Raw genomic sequence first — 18538 nt, forward strand, 5'->3', positions numbered from 1 at the left:
CCCTTCGAGCGGCGGCCCGAGCGGCGCCCCCTGAACGAGACGACACGGCTTGTCGACACGACAGCCGAGGAAGAACGACCGGACACGGCGGATGGAGCAGCACATGGCAGTGGGTACGAGCACGGACGCGGGCACGGAAGAGGAGGCCCTCGGTTACGAGCAGGCGCGGGACGAGCTGATCGAGGTCGTCCGGCGCCTGGAGGCGGGCGGGACGTCCCTGGAGGAGTCCCTGGCGCTCTGGGAGCGGGGCGAGGAGCTGGCGAAGGTGTGCCGGCGCCGTCTGGAGGGGGCGCGGGCCCGGCTCGACGCCTCGCTGGCTGCGGAGCGCGCGGCCGAGGCGGACGCGGAGGAGGACGGGGACGAGTAGGCCCCGCATGTAGACTCCGAGTGAAACGGATCACTATCCGGATGTATTAGTTGAATTTTCATCAATTGCGGGCGTACTGTCGAGACATCGCTTGAATCTTGTACGAGCGAACCCCCCTTGCAGTTCGGAAGGTACGCAGCATGTCTCTCGCCCTCGACGCCGTCGCCCAGGACCTCCTCTTCCGTGAGGCCCGTACCGCCAACACGTTCACCGACGAGCCGGTGACCGACGAGCAGGTCCAGGCGATCTACGACCTGGTGAAGTACGGCCCCACCGCCTTCAACCAGACCCCGCTGCGCATCACCCTGGTCCGCTCCCCCGAGGCCCGCGAGCGCCTGGTGAAGCACATGGCCGAGGGCAACCAGGCCAAGACCGCCGCCGCCCCGCTGGTCGCGATCCTCTCGGCCGACAACGAGTTCCACGAGGACCTGCCGGCGCTGCTCCCGCACTTCCCGCAGGCCAAGGACATGTTCTTCTCCGAGCGTCCGGTCCGTGAGGGCTCCGCGCTGCTGAACGCCGCCCTCCAGGCCGCGTACTTCATCGTGGGCGTCCGCGCCGCCGGCCTGGCCGCCGGCCCGATGACCGGCCTGGACTTCGCCGGTGTCCAGAAGGAGTTCCTGGACGACGACCACACCCCGCTGATGGTCGTCAACATCGGCAAGCCGGGCGAGGACGCCTGGTTCCCGCGCTCCCCTCGCCTCTCGTACGACGAGGTCGTCACCACCGTCTGAGCCTGACGGCACACGGGAACGGCACACGGAAGGGCCCCGCACTCCACGAGTGCGGGGCCCTTCCTCGCGTCTCAGGCCTTCTTCGCCTGGAGCGAGCCGGCCATCTCGGCCAGCCGCTCGAAGGAGGCCGTGCCGGCCACCACGGTCGTCGCGCCGTTCTCCGTACGGACCAGCGCGTCGTACTTCGGTCCCTCCCAGCGCTGCCAGACCCGCCCGGCCACCGTCTGGGTCTTCCCGGTGTTCTTCGCCTTCCGGGTCACCTCGGGCACGAACTTCCCCGGCTCCGCCGTCGACTGGTTGACGGCCACGTACTGGGTGTCCGGGGAGATGAAACCGAGCTGCCAGGCGTCGCTCTTCTCGCGCTTGTACGAGACGACCGTCGCCTTCCATCCCTCGCCCAGGCCCTCGGGGGCCAGCACCGGATAGGGCGCCACCCGCTGGGCCGTGAGGAGCTCGACCCGGTAGTCCTTCGCCTTGATCGGTTCGGCGCTCTCGTCGTGCGGGATGAAGAGATACATCACGCCCGCGGCGACCATGATCACCCCGAGGGACTGGAACATCCCGCGTACCGTCTGCCTACCTCGCATACCTGCCACGCCCACCATGGTCGCATCATGGTGTCCTGCTCATACGTGGGGCCCTCTGCTCATTTTGTCGACGTACCGATAGAGTCGCATCACCCTCTTTTTCCCGGCCGTCGCCGTACAGAAAGGTGCGCTCCGATGACCGAGCACCACCACCTTCCGCCCGAGCTTGTCGTTTCTCCCGAGGCCCCCGACCGCAACCTCGCCCTGGAGCTGGTCCGCGTCACGGAGGCCGCCGCCATGGCCGCCGGCCGCTGGGTCGGCCGCGGCGACAAGATCGGCGCGGACGGGGCGGCGGTCAACGCCATGCGGACCCTGATCTCCACCGTCTCGATGAACGGCGTCGTCGTCATCGGCGAGGGCGAGAAGGACGAAGCCCCCATGCTCTTCAACGGCGAGCGGGTCGGCGACGGCACCGGCGCCGAGGTCGACATCGCGGTCGACCCGATCGACGGCACCACGCTCAACGCCAAGGGCATGCCGAACGCGATCGCCGTCCTGGCCGCCGCCGACCGCGGCACCATGTTCGACCCGTCCGCGGTCTTCTACATGGACAAGCTGGTCACCGGCCCGGAGGCCGCCGACTTCGTCGACATCAACGCCCCCGTCTCGGTCAACATCCGCCGGGTCGCGAAGGCGAAGAGCTCCTCCCCCGAGGACATCACGGTCGTCATCCTGGACCGCCCGCGCCACGAGGGCATCGTCAAGGAGATCCGCGAGACCGGCGCCCGGATCAAGTTCATCTCGGACGGCGACGTCGCCGGCTCGATCATGGCCGTCCGCGAGGGCACCGGCGTCGACATGCTCATGGGCATCGGCGGCACGCCCGAGGGCATCATCTCCGCCTGCGCCATCAAGTGCCTCGGCGGCGTGATCCAGGGCAAGCTGTGGCCCAAGGACGAGGCCGAGCGCCAGAAGGCCCTGGACGCCGGCCACGACCTGGACCGCGTGCTCTCCACGAACGACCTGGTCAGCGGCGACAACGTGTTCTTCGTCGCGACCGGCATCACCGACGGCGAGCTGCTGCGCGGGGTGCGCTACCGCGCCGAGACGGCCACCACGCAGTCGCTGGTCATGCGCTCGAAGTCCGGCACGATCCGCCAGATCGACTCGACGCACCGGCTCTCGAAGCTGCGCGCGTACAGCCAGATCGACTTCGACCGGGCGAAGTAGCCGGCCGGCCGGCCGGGAACCGGCCGTACGAAGAGGGGCGCCCCCATGTGCGGTGGGGGCGCCCCTTCCCGTACGGACCGGGGGCGGGTCTCCGTGGGCCCGTCAGCCCGCCTGGGCGATCCGCTCGGTCGCCGCCGCCTTCCGCAGCTCCACCTCGCGCCGCCGGCGCCGGGCGAGGACGACGCGGCGCTCCGCCGCCGTGAGCCCGCCCCACACGCCGTAAGGCTCGGGCTGGAGCAGTGCGTGCTCCCGGCACTCGACCATCACGGGACAGCGCGCGCAGACCCTCTTGGCCGCCTCCTCGCGGGCGAGCCGTGCGGCGGTCGGCTCCTTGGACGGGGCGAAGAAGAGCCCTGCCTCGTCCCGGCGGCACACCGCCTCCGCGTGCCATGGACCGGCCTCGTCCTCCCGGGCAGGGGCGCGCTGAGGGGGCACGGCGGCGACCTGGAGGGGCTGATGCGGCAGTTGCAGCACGGTCTACTCCTGACGACGGCTTCGCGAGCGAGCGGCGATGCACCAGCCCTACCCGCTGTGCGCGCGCCTATGCACTGCGTGCCCCGCCGTTCCGCACTGCGGATACCCGAGGGCGAATTCCGGTCACCTCCGGGCGGTCCCGGATCCTCAGTGCCCGAGGTGCTTGCGGAGCCTGCCCTGGAGGTCGGTGATCCACTTTCCGCGCTTGGGCTTGGCCTCGACGTTCCCGAAGACCGAGTAGCCGTTGACGACGACGACCGGCGCCTGCGGGTCGACCCCTTCCAGGGTCACGACCTCGAAGTTCCCGAAGACGCCGCTGCCGCTGCCGCGCAGGCTGATGTTCTCCGGGACCCGGACCTCGACGTTCCCGAAGATGGAGGTGGCGTTGATGGTGGTCAGCCGCTGGGCGAAGATCGCCTCGGTCAGGTCCACCTCGACGCTCCCGAAGAGCGCGAAGGCGTTCGTCCGGCGGCTCACCCGCCAGCGGCCCTTGCGGGTCGTGCTGGAGAAGATCGCGACGAGGTTGTCCGCGGGGCCCTCGGAGCCGTCGGGGCCGTGGGCGAAGGCCGGCTCGGCGTCCCGGCCGGTGCGGGCGCCCGGCAGGTCGCGGACGATCGGCTCCAACTCGCCGACGGTCTTGGCCCGGTAGACCGCGTCGATCCGGTCCGAGTGCTCCTCGGCGTCCAGCCGGCCCTCGGCCAGGGCGTCCCGGAGGATGTCGGCGATCCGGTCCCGGTCCGCGTCCGAGGCCCGCAGCGAGCCCTGCGGATCGGCGAAGGCAGGCCCGGCGAGAGCGGGCTCGGCGGGGGCGGCCGGCCGCTGCGGCCGCGGCTGCTTCTCGGGTTCGGGCTGCTTTTCGAGGTCCACGGAACCAGCGTAGCGACACGCGATAGATCGCGACCAGAGGGAACGCCCCGGGCGGACCCCCTAGGGGATCCCTGAGGGACGCCAGGGCTCCCGGGAGGTGAACCGGAAGGGCCGAGTGGCGGATTGAAGCCACGGCGGAAAACCGCCGCTTTCCGCACGTCCCGGCCCGCCACCACTTCTGTCAGGGTGTGGACACCGTGCGTGAGCACGGCTGGGGCCGGCGGGAGGGGTTGACGTGACGGGCGTGGCGGAATCGACTGGCACACCGGGCATGTCGGACGGGCCCCGCCGGCCTGGCGGAACCGGCGGGGCGGGCAAGCCGGGTGGATCAGGCCGGCCCGACGGGTCGGGAACGGAGAGGCCTCACGAGCCCGGCGGATCAGGCGGGCCCGGCGAATCGGGTGGATCAGGCCGGCCCGACGAGCCTGGCCGAGCAGGCGGGCCCGACGAGCCGGGCGGATCAGGCCGGCTTGCCCGCCCCGCCGGTTCCGCCGGGCCCGACGAGCCGGGCGGATCAGGCCGGCTCTGCGAGCCTGGAACGGCCCCGGTCGAACTCGCCGCCTTCCAGGGCCTCGTCCTGCGTCGCCTCGACGAGATCCGCGAGGCGCAGCGCGCCGCGCTCGCCGACCCCACCCGTACGGCTCACCCGGCCGCCGCCCCGGACGCCCCCGACGTCGAGCTGGTCACCGGCGCCCGGGCCATCGCCGCGCGGTACAGGGGGCTCCAGCGCACCGCCCGCCGGGAGATCCTCGCCCTGGCCGCCGGGCCGGTGGTCGCCGTGCCCGCCGCCGCCAACTCCGGCCAGCGGGAGGCGATGCGGGCGGGGGTGCGCTACCGCGTGGTGTACGAGCGGGACGCGCTCGCCCTCACCGACTCCGACACGCCGCCGCTCCTGGAGCACTGGGCCTCGCTCGGCGAGGAGATGCGGGTCGCGTTCGGGTTGCCCCTGAAGCTGGTGCTCGTCGACCGTGCCACGGCCCTCGTCGTCCCCCTCGCGGCCGCCGGCCCGGAAGACGGCCCGGAAGACGGCCCGGGTGAGCCGCGAAACCCGGAAGGCGACGGGGAGGGCGCCGTTCCCACCGCGACCGTGCTGAGGTCCCGGCCGCTCCTCGACGCCCTCGGCTGGATCTTCGACCGCGTCTGGGACAGCGCCCTGCCGGTCCCGGCCGCGCTCGCCGCCGCCGTGGACGGCCCCCTGACGGCCCACGACCGCCGGCTCCTCACCCTCCTCCTCAACGGCTACACGGACCAGGCGATCGGATCCCAGCTCGGCGTGTCCGAGCGGACCGTGCAGCGCCGGGTGCGGCGGCTGCTCGCCCTCGCCGGCGCGCGCAGCCGGCTCCAGCTCGGCTGGCACGCCGCCCGCCACCACTGGCTCTGAAACGTCCGGAAGCAGGGCCCGGGGCCGTCGTGTCGCCTTTACGACACGTCGTCAAACCGCCATTGCACAGGCCCTGTTGGGGCCCGGAGGCCATGGCAACGTGTCCGGCGTTCGCACCCCAGGACGCCGGAAGGACACCATGTCCCGTCGCAGATCCCTCGCGATACCCACCGCCCTCGCGCTCGCCGCCGCCTCCCTCGCCCTCACCGCGCGCCCCGCCGCGGCCGAGGCCGACCCCACCCCGGTCGACAAGCTGGGCGCCCACGACCGTGCCCTGCTCGACCGGTACGAGCGGCAGCACGACTCCGCCCGGCGCCTCGCCACGGGCGTCGCCACACCCGACTTCGCCACCCTCCTGATCGCCGTCGCCGACGGCCGTACCGCCGAGGCGGAACGGGCCCTCGCCGAGCTGGGCGTCGGGACGAGCCGTACCGAGGCGTCCGTCGGCTACCTCAAGGCCAACGTCCCCTTCGACCTCGTCGAGCGGGTCGCGGCCCTCGAATCCGTCGTCGCCGTCGACCTCGACGAGCTGCTGGAGGTCGAGGACACCCGCGCCGACGGCGGGCTCGCCGCCGAGCCGAAGCCGGGCGCGGTCCTCCCCCAGGCCCCCTCGGCCACCACCCCGGACGACAACCCGTACATGCCGACCCGCGAGACCGGCTCGACCGCCTTCAAGGCGGAGCACCCGGCCTTCGACGGGCGCGGGGTCACCATCGGCGTCATGGACACGGGCGTCGACCCGACCCACCCGGCGCTCGCGAAGACCACGACCGGCGAGGACAAGCTGGTCGAGACGGTCACCGGCACCGATCCGAACAACTTCATCGACCTGCTCTTCGACTCCAGCTGGTTCCTGCTGGGCAAGCACCAGGCCGGTCCGACCGTCCTCACCCCCGACGGCCAGGCCTGGACCGCGCCGCTCGACTCCGACCTGCGGGTGCAGAACCGCGCGCTGGTGATGCCGGGGGGCGAGCAGAAGAAGATCGGCGTCCTCTTCCGCGACTCGGACGGCGCGATCTGGGTCGACACGGACGGCGACTTCGACTTCACCGACGAGGAGGCGATGCGCCGGTTCGGCGAGGGCCGTCAGATCGGGTACCTCGGCACCGACGACCCGGCGACGCCGCTGAACGAGCGCGTCCCCTTCACCGTGCAGTGGAAGAAGATCAACGCCACCACCATGGGCGTGAACGTCAACGTGATCACCGAGGCGCACGGCACCCACGTCGCCGGCATCACCGCGGCGAACGGCATGTACGGCGGCGCCATGGACGGCCAGGCACCCGGCGCCAAGCTGGTCTCGATGAAGGCGTGCCACTCCTTCGGCTGCTCCTCGGCCGCGCTCACCGACGGCATGATCGACCTCGCCACGAAGTACGGCGTCGACGTGATCAACATGTCGATCGGCTCCAGCCCCGAGCTCAACGACGGCCAGAGCGCCCGCGCGCTCGTCTACAACCGGCTGGTCGACGCCACCGGCGTCCAGCTCTTCATCTCGGCGGGCAACTCCGGCGCCGGCACGAACACGGTCGGCGACCCGACCGGGGCCGACAGGGTGGTCAGCGTCGGCGCGGCCGTCTCCTCCGACACGTGGTGGGCGAACTACGGCTCGCCGACGAAGGACGCGCGCGCCATGTTCCCGTTCTCCTCGCGCGGCCCGCGCGAGGACGGCGGTTTCAAACCGGACATCACCGCGCCCGGTGCGGCCGTCTCCACCACGCCGGACTGGATCGCGCCCGCCTCGGTCCCGGAGACCGGCTACCGGCTGCCGCCCGGCTACTCGATGATGAACGGCACCTCGATGTCGTCCCCGCAGGCCGCCGGCGCCGGCGCGCTGCTGCTCTCGGCCGCGAAGCAGACCGGCGCGTCCGCCACGCCCGCCGAGCTGCGCGCCGCCATCTACTCGACCGCCGGCTGGAACGGCAAGGCCGAGGCCGTCGCGCAGGGCCGAGGCCAGTTCGACGTGCCGAAGGCCTGGTCCGTGCTCGGCAAGGGGCAGGCCGGCACGGCCGACGCGGTCACCGTCTCCGCGCCCGTCTGCACCCCGCTCTCCGGAAAGCTCGTCACCCCGCACCGCGGCAGCGGCCTATTCAACAGCTGTGCCCCCGGCGCGGGCGGCCAGGCGGTCGGCGAGGAGCGGACGTACCGGCTGACGGTGACCCGCACCACCGGCGCCGAGGGCCCCGTCACGTACGGGACCGGGCTGAAGGGCGGCGACGGCACCTTCTCCGTACCGGCTTCCGTGGTGCTCGCCAAGGGCGTGCCGACCACGCTGGAGGTCACGGCGAAGCCGGGCTCGCAGGGCGTCCACTCCGCGGTCCTCACCCTGGACGACCCGGCCACCCGGGCCGTCGAGCAGCACGCGATGCTCGCGGTCGAGGCCGCCGTCCCCCTGGCCGTCGGCGGCACCCCGCTGACCGTCACCGGCGTCACGTACCGCAACGGCACCGTCCACTACACGGTGGCCGTGCCCGCCGGGGCGCAGGCGCTGACCGTCTCGATGGACGGCCTCGACGAGGGCAGCCAGACCCGCTGGTGGGCCTTCCGGCCGACCGGCGTCTCCGGTGAGAAGTCCGCGGCCGGCACGATCTACTGCTACAACGGCTATCTCGACGGCTACGGCTGCGACCCGAAGAGCCGGACGTACGCCCAGCCCGCCGCGGGCGTGTGGGAGCTGGTCGTGGAGGCCCGCCGTACGTCCCCCCTGTGGGCGAACCCGTACGCGCTGACGGCCACCGTCTCGTAGCGGAACACTCCACATCGGCGCGGTCCCGGTCCCTGGTGAGCCTTACCTCACAGGATCGGGGCCGCGTCCGCGTCTTAGGCTGGAGGGCGCGCCCGCCAACGGAGGCGGCGCGCCGCTGTCTGCCGAGTGAGGAATGGCCGCCGTCATGCCTGAGTTTGCGTACTCCGATCTGCTCCCCCTGGGAGAGGACACCACGCCCTACCGCCTGGTGACCTCCGAAGGTGTCTCCACCTTCGAGGCCGACGGGCGTACGTTCCTCAAGGTCGAGCCCGAGGCGCTGCACAAGCTGGCCGCCGAGGCCATCCACGACATCCAGCACTTCCTGCGCCCGGCCCACCTGGCCCAGCTGCGCCGGATCATCGACGACCCGGAGGCGTCGAGCAACGACAAGTTCGTCGCGCTCGACCTCCTGAAGAACGCGAACATCGCCGCCGCGGGCGTGCTGCCCATGTGCCAGGACACCGGCACCGCGATCGTCATGGGCAAGCGCGGCCAGAACGTGCTGACCTCCGGCCGCGACGAGGAGGCCCTGTCGAAGGGCATCTACGACGCCTACACCAAGCTGAACCTGCGCTACTCGCAGATGGCCCCGGTCACCATGTGGGAGGAGAAGAACACCGGCTCGAACCTGCCCGCGCAGATCGAGCTGTACGCGACCGACGGCGGCGCGTACAAGTTCCTCTTCATGGCCAAGGGCGGCGGCTCGGCCAACAAGTCCTTCCTCTACCAGGAGACCAAGGCGGTCCTGAACGAGGCCTCCATGATGAAGTTCCTGGAGGAGAAGATCCGCTCGCTCGGCACGGCCGCCTGCCCGCCGTACCACCTGGCGATCGTCGTCGGCGGCACGAGCGCCGAGTTCGCGCTCAAGACCGCGAAGTACGCCTCCGCGCACTACCTGGACGAGCTGCCCACCGAGGGCTCGGCCGAGACCGGCCACGGCTTCCGGGACAAGGAGCTGGAGGAGAAGGTCTTCGAGCTGACGCAGAAGATCGGCATCGGCGCGCAGTTCGGCGGCAAGTACTTCTGCCACGACGTCCGCGTGGTCCGTCTGCCCCGTCACGGCGCCTCGCTGCCCGTCGCGATCGCCGTCTCCTGCTCGGCCGACCGCCAGGCCGTCGCGAAGATCACCGCCGAGGGCGTCTTCCTGGAGCAGCTGGAGACCGACCCGGCGCGCTTCCTGCCGGAGACGACCGAGGAGCACCTCTCCGCCGACGAGGACGTCGTCAAGATCGACCTCAACCAGCCGATGGACGAGATCCTCGCCGAGCTGACCAAGTACCCGGTCAAGACCCGGCTGTCCCTCAGCGGCCCGCTGGTCGTGGCGCGCGACATCGCGCACGCCAAGATCAAGGAGCGCCTGGACGCGGGCGAGGAGATGCCGCAGTACCTGAAGGACCACCCGGTCTACTACGCGGGTCCCGCCAAGACCCCCGAGGGCTACGCCTCCGGTTCCTTCGGCCCGACGACGGCCGGCCGCATGGACTCGTACGTGGAGCAGTTCCAGGCGGCGGGCGGCTCGAAGGTCATGCTGGCCAAGGGCAACCGCTCGAAGCAGGTCACCGACGCCTGCGGCAGCCACGGCGGCTTCTACCTGGGCTCGATCGGCGGCCCGGCGGCCCGTCTCGCGCAGGACTGCATCAAGAAGGTCGAGGTCGTCGAGTACGAGGAGCTCGGCATGGAGGCGGTCTGGAAGATCGAGGTCGAGGACTTCCCGGCCTTCATCGTCGTCGACGACAAGGGCAACGACTTCTTCCAGAACCCGGCGCCCGAGCCGACCTTCACGCACATCCCGGTGCGCGGTCCCGGTCTCGGCTGACCGTCACGGCTTCCGGAGCCCCCCGGTCCGTCCCCGGACCGGGGGGCTCCGTCGTCCGCCGGTGTCGATCTCCGCTCAGAAAGACGCTACCGACCGGTAGCCCTCTCGTCGCCTACTGGTCAGTATGGGGCGCGAGCATGTCAACCACTGAGCCGGTCGACCCCTCGGGAGCCCCCCATGCCCTCCGTCAAAGCCACCGCCACGGCCACCACCGCCCTCGGCCTGACGGCCCTCCTCGTCGTCGGCCCGGCGCCCGCCGCCTCCGCCGCCGACCCGGACACCCACGTCACCTCGGCCGCGGCCCTCGCGGACGTCGACTACGCGACCTGGCGCCGCGACGTGGCGGCCGTCGTCGCCGAGGCGCGCCCGTACGTCGAGGCGCGTTCCGAGAACGCCGGCCGCGAGAAGCAGGCCATCGTCCTCGACATCGACAACAGCTCCCTGGAGACGGACTTCCACCCGTTCTGGGAGCTGCCGACCCCGGCCATCGCGGACGTGCGCGCACTCGTCCGCGACGCCCACGCGCGCGGGGTGGCCGTCTTCTTCGTCACCGCCCGGCCCGGAATCATCTACTCCCTGACGGACTGGAACCTGAAGAAGGCGGGGTACCCGGTCGACGGGCTGTACGTGCGCTCGCTGCCCGACCTGTTCGGCGAGGTCAGCGCGTACAAGACGGCGAAGCGCGCCGAGATCGAGGCCAAGGGCTACACGATCATCGCGAACATCGGCAACAACACGACCGACCTCGTCGGCGGCCACGCCGAGCGCGCCTTCAAGCTCCCGGACTACGGCGGCAAGTTGTCGTGACGGCCCCTGGGGGTCAGCGCGTGTCGATGTGGAACTCCATCCGCTCGTAGTCCCCGTCGGGGGTCGTGCGGACGTATCCGCGCGCGTTCTTGAAGTCGCCGGTGCCTCCGGTGACGGCCACGTCGTAGGCCGCCGGCGTCTGGTTCGTGATGTCGAAGGTGACGAGGGCCTGGGCGGTGAGCTGTCCGCCCGGCCCGCCGTTCAGGACGAAGGTGCCGATGCAGTTCACGTCGGCCTGGTTCCCGGAGACGCGCACCACGGCGCAGGTCACGCCGTCACGGCCGACCTTGTCGCCGCCCTTGGTCTTGTACAGGTCGTCGGCGACGGTGAAGACGTCCCCGATCTTGGGCGGTGACGCGCTCTCACCGGCTCCCCCGCTCGGGACCTCCTTGGCGTAGAGCGTGAACTCGAAGCCGTCCCCGTTGTCGGCGGAGACGGGGGCGGCGGCGGCGAAGGCGACCGCCGCGACCGTACAGGCGCAGAGCGCGCCGGTCCTCCTGAAGCTGCGGGTCATGTTCCGCCTCCCGTGGGATGGGGGTCCCCCTCGGCATGCTTCACATTGTCCGGTGCCCACCCGGGATTCGCCCGTCCGGCGCAATCCCGGGGCGCCGGGTCGGGGATCATGGCGGCATGCCCACCCACAGAGCACTCCCGGTCCGTACGACCGCCGCCGTCGCCCTGGTGGCCGCCCTGCTGCTCGCCGGCTGCGGGACGACCGCGAGGCCCGACGCCCCGGCCGCCCCGAAGAGGACCACCGCCACGGCCGCCCCGGAGAAGACCGCCGCCCCCACCGTCGAGGCCGCCGCCACGCTCGGCGGCCCCGGGACGGCCTGCGTGCTGCCCGTCTCCTTCGGGCTGGCGGCGGACTGGAAGCCCGCGGCGGTCGAGGAGCCCGAGGACCCGGAGTTCGCGGAGCTCGTCCGGCAGGGGCCGGCCGTCATGCGCTGCGAGATCGACGCCAAGCCCGCCGGGAACATCGGCCACCTGCGGGTGTGGACGGCGGCGAAGGGCCCGGCCCGGGCCGCCCTCGAAGGCTTCGTGAAGGCGGCGGACGAGCCCTCCGCCGTCACCTACCGGGAGACGCGGGCGGGCGCGCTGGCCGCCACCGAGGTCACGTACACGACGTACAGCGAGCTCACGGACGAGACCAAGGAGCAGCGGGCCTTCGCCGTCACCACCCCGAAGGGCGCGGTCGTCATCGTCCATCTGGGCGGTCTCGACACCGACGAGCACCGCGCGATGCTCCCCGCCTACGAGCTGGCGAAGAGCACGGCGAAGGCGCTCTGAGCGTGAGCACGGCCGCCGGGCCGCTCCGGACGCGACCGTGGCCCCCCGTCCCGCACCGGACGAGGGGCCACGGCGTGCGCGGGGCCCTTACGCGAACTTCTGGTTCGCGGAGCCGTCGCAGTTCTGGAGCCGGATCGGCTCCTTCGCCGCGCCCTGGGTGAGGCAGAGGCCGGTGGCGGCGGCGGGGCGGACGGTGGCGCCGTCGCGGACGAACCGCTGGTTGGCGGCGCCGCCGCAGTTCCAGACGATGAGCGCCTTGCCGGTCTGGTAGGCGGCGCCCGGCACGTCCAGGCAGCGGTCCTGGGTGAGCTGGGTGTGGACGGTCCCGCGGGCGGAGTCGTACCACCAGCCCTGGTTGCGGCCGCCGTGGCAGTCCCAGCCGAGGACGGCGGTCCCGTTGGCCGACTCGGAGGCGTTCACGTCGAGGCAGTTGCCGGTCGCCTGGTTCCTCAGCGGCTTGTACGCGTCGTCCCAGGCGAGCGGGAAGAGCGTCGGGGTGCCGGAGGAGTTGACGTCGGCGCAGCTCGCCTCGCGCAGACCGGAGTCGTAGAGCTGGGTCAGACAGGAGGCGAAGGCGCCGTGGCCGCTCTTGTTGGGGTGGAAGGACTGGCGTACGGAGTTCTCGTCGATCCCGCCGGGCTTGGAGAGGTCGATGTAGAGGCCCCGGGCCCAGGTGTCCTCCATGCAGACCTCGTGGCCGTGGAAGAGCCGCGAGTTGTCGAGGTAGACCGCCCCCGTGTCGGCGGCGACCGTGCGCATGCCGCGCTCGAAGGCCGGGACGGCGGCGTTGCGGCCCCACTTGGTGTCGGAGTCGTAGCCCATGCCGCCGCAGGCGAGCTTCCCGGAGAAGTTCGGGTTGTCGTGGAAGTCGGGGCCGATCGGGCTCGGGTAGCCCATGACGACGAGCTTGTAGTCGCCGTCGGCGTATCCGGCGTCGCGCATGACCGTCTTCAGGTCGCGGACGGTCTGCTCGACCTTGGGGACGAGGCCGTCGACGCGGGCCTGCCAGCCGGGGGCGTACTTGGGCTCGCAGGCGCCCTGGCTGAGCACGTAGCGCTGGACGCAGTCGGTCATGACGGGACCGAACTGCAGGTCGTCGTTGGCGCCGGCGACGAGCAGGACCATCTTGATCCGGGTGTTGCGGGCCTTGATGGCGAGGTTGTCGCTCTGGACGAGCTCGTCGGCGTACTGCTTGGAGCCGCCGATCCGGATGTTCCCGGTGTACGCGCCGGAGCAGGACACGTTGAAGGTGAGGTCCGCGGGGATCCCGGTGCGGTGGATGGCGGCGTCCGGGGAGCGGTGGCACCAGTTGGTGGGCCCGTTGGTGGGGGACTCGTACGTGCCGACGCCCTCGCCGGAGATCTCGCTGTCCCCGAGCGAGATCAGGCCGGTCTTGCGCTGGGCGAGCGGCCGCTCCTCGGGGCTGCCGTAGATCCTGGTGGCCTCGGCCGCCCGGATCGCCTCCAGCTCGGGAGAGAGCGGTACGGAGGTGATTCCGGCCGCGGTGCTCGTGTCGGCCGCGCCGGCGGGGGCGGCTGCGGTCATGCTGCCGAGGGCCGCCGCGGCGGCGGCGACGGCCGCGACGGACCAGCGGAGTCTGGACCTGGTGCGCTTCACTGCGCCTCCTGGAAGTGGGGTTACCCACGGTTTTTACTGGCCGGTACGCGCCTTGGGAATACGTCGAACAAGACAAGTGCTCATCTTTTATTGGAGGTTGAGAAACATGAACGACACGGACGGGTACCGCATCGAGCACGACTCCATGGGCGAGGTGCGGGTCCCCGCGCACGCCAAGTGGCGGGCCCAGACACAGCGGGCGGTGGAGAACTTCCCGGTCTCCGGCCAGCGCCTGGAGCGCGCCCACATCGAGGCCCTGGCCCGGATCAAGGCCGCCGCCGCCAAGGTCAACGCCGAGCTCGGGGTGATCGGGAAGGACCGCGCGGAGGCGATCGTCTCGGCCGCGGAGGAGGTCGCCGAGGGCCGCTGGGACGAGCACTTCCCCGTGGACGTCTTCCAGACCGGCTCGGGCACCTCGTCCAACATGAACACCAACGAGGTGATCGCCACCCTCGCCACCGAGCGGCTCCCCGAGGGCCGCGAGGTGCACCCCAACGACCACGTCAACGCCTCGCAGTCCTCGAACGACGTCTTCCCCTCCTCCATCCACATCGCGGCCACCGCCGCCGTCACCCGCGACCTGATCCCCGCCCTCGACCACCTGGCCGCCTCCCTGGAGCGAAAATCGGCCGAATTCGCGTCGGTGGTGAAGTCCGGCCGTACGCATCTGATGGACGCCACCCCGGTCACCCTGGGCCAGGAGTTCGGCGGCTACGCGGCCCAGGTCAGGTACGGCGTCGAGCGGTTGCGCGCCTCGCTCCCCCGGCTCGCCGAACTCCCCCTCGGCGGTACGGCGGTGGGCACCGGCATCAACACCCCGGCCGGCTTCTCCGCGGCCGTCATCGCGGAGGTCGCCCGCACGACCGGACTGCCGCTGACGGAGGCCCGCGACCACTTCGAGGCCCAGGGCGCCCGCGACGGCCTGGTGGAGACGTCCGGGCAGCTCCGGACCATCGCCGTCTCCCTCACCAAGATCGCCAACGATCTGCGCTGGATGGCCAGCGGTCCGCGCACCGGCCTCGCCGAGATCAACCTCCCCGACCTCCAGCCCGGCTCCTCCATCATGCCGGGCAAGGTGAACCCGGTGATCCCCGAGGCGGTCCTGATGGTCGCCGCACAGGTGACCGGAAACGACACCACGGTCGCGGTCGCGGGCGCGGCCGGGAACTTCGAGCTCAACGTGATGCTCCCGGTGATGGCCAAGAACCTGCTGGAATCCGTACGGCTTCTGGCCAACGCCTCCCGGCTCCTCGCCGACCGCACGGTCGACGGCGTGACCGCCAACGCCGAACGCGCCCGCGAGTACGCCGAGTCGTCCCCGTCCGTGGTCACCCCGCTGAACAAGTACATCGGCTACGAGGAGGCCGCGAAGGTCGCCAAGAGGTCCCTCGCCGAGCGGAAGACCATCCGCGAGGTGGTGCTGGAGTCCGGCTACGTCGAGCGGGGCGACCTCACGGTCGAGCAGCTGGACGAGGCGCTGGACGTGCTGCGGATGACGCGGCCGTAGCGGAGACGGCCGGTGGCGACCGGCCGGTAGCGGTTTCGTCCGTGACCGGTGGCCGACTCCTTGGTGATCTGTACCGCAGCGGTCGTGGGAGCGCGCCCCTAAGATCTGCGCATGACAGGATCGGGCGGCTCTCAGCACTGGGCGCCGGGGGAGCACATCCTCTGGCGCTACCGCGGCAACGGCACCGACGAGGTGCACATCTGCCGACCGGTGACGGTCGTCCAGGACACGCCCGAGCTGCTCGCGGTCTGGATGGCGCCCGGCACCGAGTGCGTCCGGCCCGTCCTCACCGACGGCACGTCCGTCCACGACGAGCCGCTCGCCACCCGCTACACCGCCCCGCGCACCACCGAGCGCGCGCGCTGGTTCGGCAGCGGCGTGCTGAAGCTGGCGCGGCCCGGCGAGCCGTGGTCGGTGTGGCTGTTCTGGGAGCGCGGCTGGCGCTTCCGCAGCTGGTACGTGAACCTGGAGGAGCCGCTCGCCCGTTGGTCCGGCGGCTTCGACTCCGAGGACCACTTCCTCGACATCTCCGTCTACCCCGACCGCAGCTGGCTGTGGCGGGACGAGGACGAGTTCGCGCAGGCCCAGCGGTCCGGCCTCATGAGCCCGGCGCAGGCCGCCCGGGTGCGGGCGGCCGGGGAGCGGGCGGTGGAGCGGATCAAGGCGTGGGGGACGCCGTTCGCGGACGGCTGGGAGGACTGGCGGCCCGACCCGGCATGGCGGATTCCGGAGCTGCCGGCGGACTGGGACCGCACTCCGGCGCACACGGCACCGTGAGACCCTTGATGCGCCCCCGGGGTTCAAACGTAGGATCGTCCTCCGCACGGCAGAGACGGACCGAACACCACGTCAGACCGACCGAACACCACGTCAAAGACTCACCGCAGCACAGGACCTGACCAGAAGTCACCCACGAGGGGGAGAGCAGTGCCGGACGTGCGCCCGGGTGTTCCGACCCCTGCCGTTGCCGCAGCTCGCGGAACGTCCAGATCCGCTGCATACGAGGGGTTTACCCCCGCCGAAGGCGCGGCATCGGCGAGAAGAGCGAGTGCATCGCACCACCGGCCCGGACGGACGGAATCCCACGCGTGACGGAGCATCCCACCTCCCACGAAGGCCGGCAGCCCCTGGCTGCCCGGCCGCAGGAACGCGCTCGCCCTCGCCAGGAGGCGGCCGCCCTGCCCTCCGACGTGCCCGGCCAGGCGGGCGGCCCGGCGGCCGCCGCGACCCCGGGCCCGGACGCGCCCCCGCAGCCCGTCGCCGGAGGCACGGGCCACCCCGGCCTCACGGGCGGCACCGACCATCCGGTCACGGCCGACGGCACGGGCCACGCCGTGACGAGTCACCCCGGCGGTACGGGCCGTCCCGGCACCCCCGGTGCCGTGGCCCTCGCGGTCTCCCCGCAGCATCCCGGCGGCGGGGACACCTCCACCCGACGGGAGGGCGACCGGCTGCGGTTCGTCGGCGCCGCGACCCGGCGCATCGCGCGCGGCATCGACCTGGACGAGATCGTCCTCGGCCTGTGCCGGGCCACCGTGCCGACCTTCTCCGACGAGATCCTGGTCTACCTGCGCGACCCGCTGCCGGTGGGCGACGAGCGCCCGGTGGCGCCCTTCGTGCTGCGGCTGCGGCGCACCGACCGGCTGCGGTTAAGCGATCTGGAGGGCGAGGACCTCGTCCTCGTACCCGATCCGGATCCGACCCCCGCGGCCGAACTCTGCGAGGTGCGGTCCGGCGGGGCGCTGGCCGAGGTGCTGCGCGGGGTGCGGCCGGTCTTCGGCGACTCCACGGCCGCCCGGACGGCGCTGGCCGAGCTGCTCGGCCCCGAGCACCCGCTGCCCGGCGGGCTGCGCGCGGTCCTCGCGCCGCTGCGCGGCCGGCGGCGGGTGATCGGCGCCGCCGTGTTCCTGCGCCGCCCCGAGCGGGCCGGCTTCGAGCCGAACGACCTGCTGGTCGCGGCCCAGCTGGCCACGCACACCGCGCTCGGCATCGACAAGGCCGTGCTGTACGGCCGCGAGGCGTACATCGCGGACGAGCTGCAGCGGACGATGCTGCCGGACTCGCTGCCGCAGCCGACCGGCGTCAAGCTGGCCTCGCGCTACCTGCCGGCGGCCGAGACGGCCCGGGTCGGCGGCGACTGGTACGACGCGATCCCGCTGCCGGGCAGCAGGGTCGCCCTCGTCGTCGGCGACGTCATGGGCCACTCCATGACCTCGGCGGCGATCATGGGCCAGCTGCGCACGACCGCGCAGACCCTGGCCGGCCTCGACCTGCCCCCGCAGGAGGTCCTGCACCACCTGGACGAGCAGGCGCAGCGGCTCGGCCAGGACCGCATGGCGACCTGCATGTACGCGGTGTACGACCCGGTCTCGCACCGGATCACCGTGGCCAACGCGGGCCATCCGCCGCCGATACTGCTCCACCTGGGCGGGCGCGCCGAGGTGCTGCGGGTGCCGCCCGGCGCCCCGATCGGGGTCGGCGGGGTGGACTTCGAGGCGGTCGAGCTGGACGCCCCGGCGGGCGCCACGCTGCTGCTCTACACGGACGGTCTCGTCGAGTCCCGGCTGCGGGACGTGTGGACCGGGATCGAGCAGCTGCGGGAGCGCCTCGCGGCGACCGCGCAGCTGACGGGCCCGGACCACTCGCCTCCCCTGGAGGCGCTCTGCGACGACGTCCTCGACATGCTGGGCCCGGGCGACCGGGACGACGACATCGCGCTGCTCGCGGCCCGCTTCGACGGGATCGCGCCGAGCGACGTGGCGTACTGGTTCCTGGAGCCGGAGGACGCGGCCCCGGGGCGGGCCCGGCGGCTCGCCCGGCGGGCGCTCGCCCGCTGGGACCTGGAGGACCTGACGGACTCGGTCGAGCTGCTGGTCAGCGAGGTCGTGACGAACGCCGTGCGGTACGCGGAGCGGCCGGTGACCCTGCGGCTGCTGCGGACGGACGTGCTGCGCTGCGAGGTCGGCGACGACTCCCCGCAGCTGCCCCGGCAGCGGCGGGCACGCGACACGGACGAGGGCGGGCGCGGACTGTTCCTGGTGAACCGGCTGGCCCGGCGGTGGGGGGCGACCCGGCTGTCGGGCGGCAAGGTGGTCTGGTTCGAGCTGGCGACCCGTACCTGAGCCCGTCCGCCCGCGCCCCGTACGACCGCCGTACGACCGAAGGCCGGACCCCCGTGCGG

General features: G+C 72.2%; 16 protein-coding genes. 11 read left to right on the forward strand and 5 right to left on the reverse strand.

The window, feature by feature from the left end; translation table 11 throughout:
• The first annotated feature begins 103 nt into the window (after positions 1 to 103).
• Positions 104 to 367, forward strand: a complete 264-nt coding sequence (locus tag K7G60_RS04005) for an exodeoxyribonuclease VII small subunit (RefSeq protein WP_225799373.1) — start codon at positions 104 to 106, stop codon at positions 365 to 367.
• Positions 368 to 507: 140 nt separating this feature from the next.
• Positions 508 to 1098: a malonic semialdehyde reductase gene (locus tag K7G60_RS04010; RefSeq protein ID WP_225799374.1), complete on the forward strand. Its 591-nt coding sequence runs from the start codon at positions 508 to 510 to the stop codon at positions 1096 to 1098.
• A gap of 71 nt (positions 1099 to 1169) precedes the next feature.
• Here the strand turns inward: K7G60_RS04010 and K7G60_RS04015 are convergent, their stop codons facing one another.
• Positions 1170 to 1703, reverse strand: a complete 534-nt coding sequence (locus K7G60_RS04015) for a DUF4245 domain-containing protein (protein WP_225799375.1) — start codon at positions 1701 to 1703, stop codon at positions 1170 to 1172.
• Positions 1704 to 1820: 117 nt separating this feature from the next.
• Between K7G60_RS04015 and glpX the strand changes: the two genes are divergently transcribed.
• Positions 1821 to 2855 (forward strand): class II fructose-bisphosphatase, encoded by a 1035-nt coding sequence (glpX, locus tag K7G60_RS04020; RefSeq protein WP_225799376.1) that lies wholly within the window; start codon positions 1821 to 1823, stop codon positions 2853 to 2855.
• Positions 2856 to 2957: 102 nt separating this feature from the next.
• Here glpX and K7G60_RS04025 read toward each other — a convergent pair whose 3' ends face one another.
• Both K7G60_RS04025 and K7G60_RS04030 read right to left on the reverse strand, forming a co-directional pair.
• Positions 2958 to 3329: a WhiB family transcriptional regulator gene (locus tag K7G60_RS04025; RefSeq protein WP_030692804.1), complete on the reverse strand. Its 372-nt coding sequence runs from the start codon at positions 3327 to 3329 to the stop codon at positions 2958 to 2960.
• A 147-nt stretch (positions 3330 to 3476) separates the two neighbouring features.
• A complete protein-coding gene (locus K7G60_RS04030; RefSeq protein ID WP_225799377.1) occupies positions 3477 to 4196 on the reverse strand; it encodes a DUF1707 domain-containing protein in 720 nt (239 codons plus the stop codon).
• 244 nt (positions 4197 to 4440) lie between these two features.
• On the opposite strand from K7G60_RS04030, the gene K7G60_RS39115 reads away from it, so the two are divergent.
• From K7G60_RS39115 to K7G60_RS04050, 4 genes are all read left to right on the forward strand, one after another.
• On the forward strand, positions 4441 to 5577 hold the full coding sequence (locus K7G60_RS39115; RefSeq protein WP_308080135.1) for a helix-turn-helix transcriptional regulator: 1137 nt from the start codon (positions 4441 to 4443) through the stop codon (positions 5575 to 5577).
• A 139-nt stretch (positions 5578 to 5716) separates the two neighbouring features.
• Entirely contained in the window at positions 5717 to 8323 is a 2607-nt protein-coding gene (locus K7G60_RS04040) for a S8 family serine peptidase (RefSeq protein ID WP_225799378.1), read from the forward strand.
• A gap of 145 nt (positions 8324 to 8468) precedes the next feature.
• On the forward strand, positions 8469 to 10139 hold the full coding sequence (locus K7G60_RS04045; protein WP_225799379.1) for a fumarate hydratase: 1671 nt from the start codon (positions 8469 to 8471) through the stop codon (positions 10137 to 10139).
• Between the two features lie 177 nt (positions 10140 to 10316).
• Positions 10317 to 10946, forward strand: coding sequence for an HAD family acid phosphatase (locus K7G60_RS04050; RefSeq protein WP_225799380.1), 630 nt, complete (start codon positions 10317 to 10319; stop codon positions 10944 to 10946).
• 13 nt (positions 10947 to 10959) lie between these two features.
• Here K7G60_RS04050 and K7G60_RS04055 read toward each other — a convergent pair whose 3' ends face one another.
• Complete coding sequence (locus K7G60_RS04055) at positions 10960 to 11460, reverse strand: dirigent protein (RefSeq protein ID WP_225799381.1); 501 nt, start codon at positions 11458 to 11460, stop codon at positions 10960 to 10962.
• Between the two features lie 116 nt (positions 11461 to 11576).
• On the opposite strand from K7G60_RS04055, the gene K7G60_RS04060 reads away from it, so the two are divergent.
• The gene (locus K7G60_RS04060) at positions 11577 to 12233 is read left to right on the forward strand and encodes a lipoprotein (RefSeq protein WP_225799382.1); all 657 of its coding nucleotides are present in this window, start codon (positions 11577 to 11579) and stop codon (positions 12231 to 12233) included.
• 87 nt (positions 12234 to 12320) lie between these two features.
• Here the strand turns inward: K7G60_RS04060 and K7G60_RS04065 are convergent, their stop codons facing one another.
• Complete coding sequence (locus K7G60_RS04065; protein WP_225799383.1) at positions 12321 to 13850, reverse strand: ricin-type beta-trefoil lectin domain protein; 1530 nt, start codon at positions 13848 to 13850, stop codon at positions 12321 to 12323.
• Between the two features lie 106 nt (positions 13851 to 13956).
• On the opposite strand from K7G60_RS04065, the gene K7G60_RS04070 reads away from it, so the two are divergent.
• From K7G60_RS04070 to K7G60_RS04080, 3 genes are all read left to right on the forward strand, one after another.
• Complete coding sequence (locus K7G60_RS04070) at positions 13957 to 15357, forward strand: aspartate ammonia-lyase (RefSeq protein ID WP_225799384.1); 1401 nt, start codon at positions 13957 to 13959, stop codon at positions 15355 to 15357.
• A 111-nt stretch (positions 15358 to 15468) separates the two neighbouring features.
• Positions 15469 to 16134, forward strand: a complete 666-nt coding sequence (locus K7G60_RS04075) for a DUF402 domain-containing protein (protein WP_225799385.1) — start codon at positions 15469 to 15471, stop codon at positions 16132 to 16134.
• A gap of 311 nt (positions 16135 to 16445) precedes the next feature.
• Positions 16446 to 18479, forward strand: a complete 2034-nt coding sequence (locus tag K7G60_RS04080) for an ATP-binding SpoIIE family protein phosphatase (protein ID WP_225799386.1) — start codon at positions 16446 to 16448, stop codon at positions 18477 to 18479.
• Positions 18480 to 18538 lie beyond the last annotated feature (59 nt).

Source organism: Streptomyces sp. NK15101 (assembly GCF_020400725.1).
GTDB lineage: Bacteria > Actinomycetota > Actinomycetes > Streptomycetales > Streptomycetaceae > Streptomyces.

Coding starts and splice junctions, on each gene's coding strand:
- K7G60_RS04005 (WP_225799373.1), top strand. CDS start 104: ATGGCAGTGGGTACGAGCACGGACGCGGGCACGGAAGAGGAGGCCCTC.
- K7G60_RS04010 (WP_225799374.1), top strand. CDS start 508: ATGTCTCTCGCCCTCGACGCCGTCGCCCAGGACCTCCTCTTCCGTGAG.
- K7G60_RS04015 (WP_225799375.1), bottom strand. CDS start 1,703: ATGGTGGGCGTGGCAGGTATGCGAGGTAGGCAGACGGTACGCGGGATG.
- glpX (WP_225799376.1), top strand. CDS start 1,821: ATGACCGAGCACCACCACCTTCCGCCCGAGCTTGTCGTTTCTCCCGAG.
- K7G60_RS04040 (WP_225799378.1), top strand. CDS start 5,717: ATGTCCCGTCGCAGATCCCTCGCGATACCCACCGCCCTCGCGCTCGCC.
- K7G60_RS04045 (WP_225799379.1), top strand. CDS start 8,469: ATGCCTGAGTTTGCGTACTCCGATCTGCTCCCCCTGGGAGAGGACACC.
- K7G60_RS04050 (WP_225799380.1), top strand. CDS start 10,317: ATGCCCTCCGTCAAAGCCACCGCCACGGCCACCACCGCCCTCGGCCTG.
- K7G60_RS04055 (WP_225799381.1), bottom strand. CDS start 11,460: ATGACCCGCAGCTTCAGGAGGACCGGCGCGCTCTGCGCCTGTACGGTC.
- K7G60_RS04060 (WP_225799382.1), top strand. CDS start 11,577: ATGCCCACCCACAGAGCACTCCCGGTCCGTACGACCGCCGCCGTCGCC.
- K7G60_RS04070 (WP_225799384.1), top strand. CDS start 13,957: ATGAACGACACGGACGGGTACCGCATCGAGCACGACTCCATGGGCGAG.
- K7G60_RS04075 (WP_225799385.1), top strand. CDS start 15,469: ATGACAGGATCGGGCGGCTCTCAGCACTGGGCGCCGGGGGAGCACATC.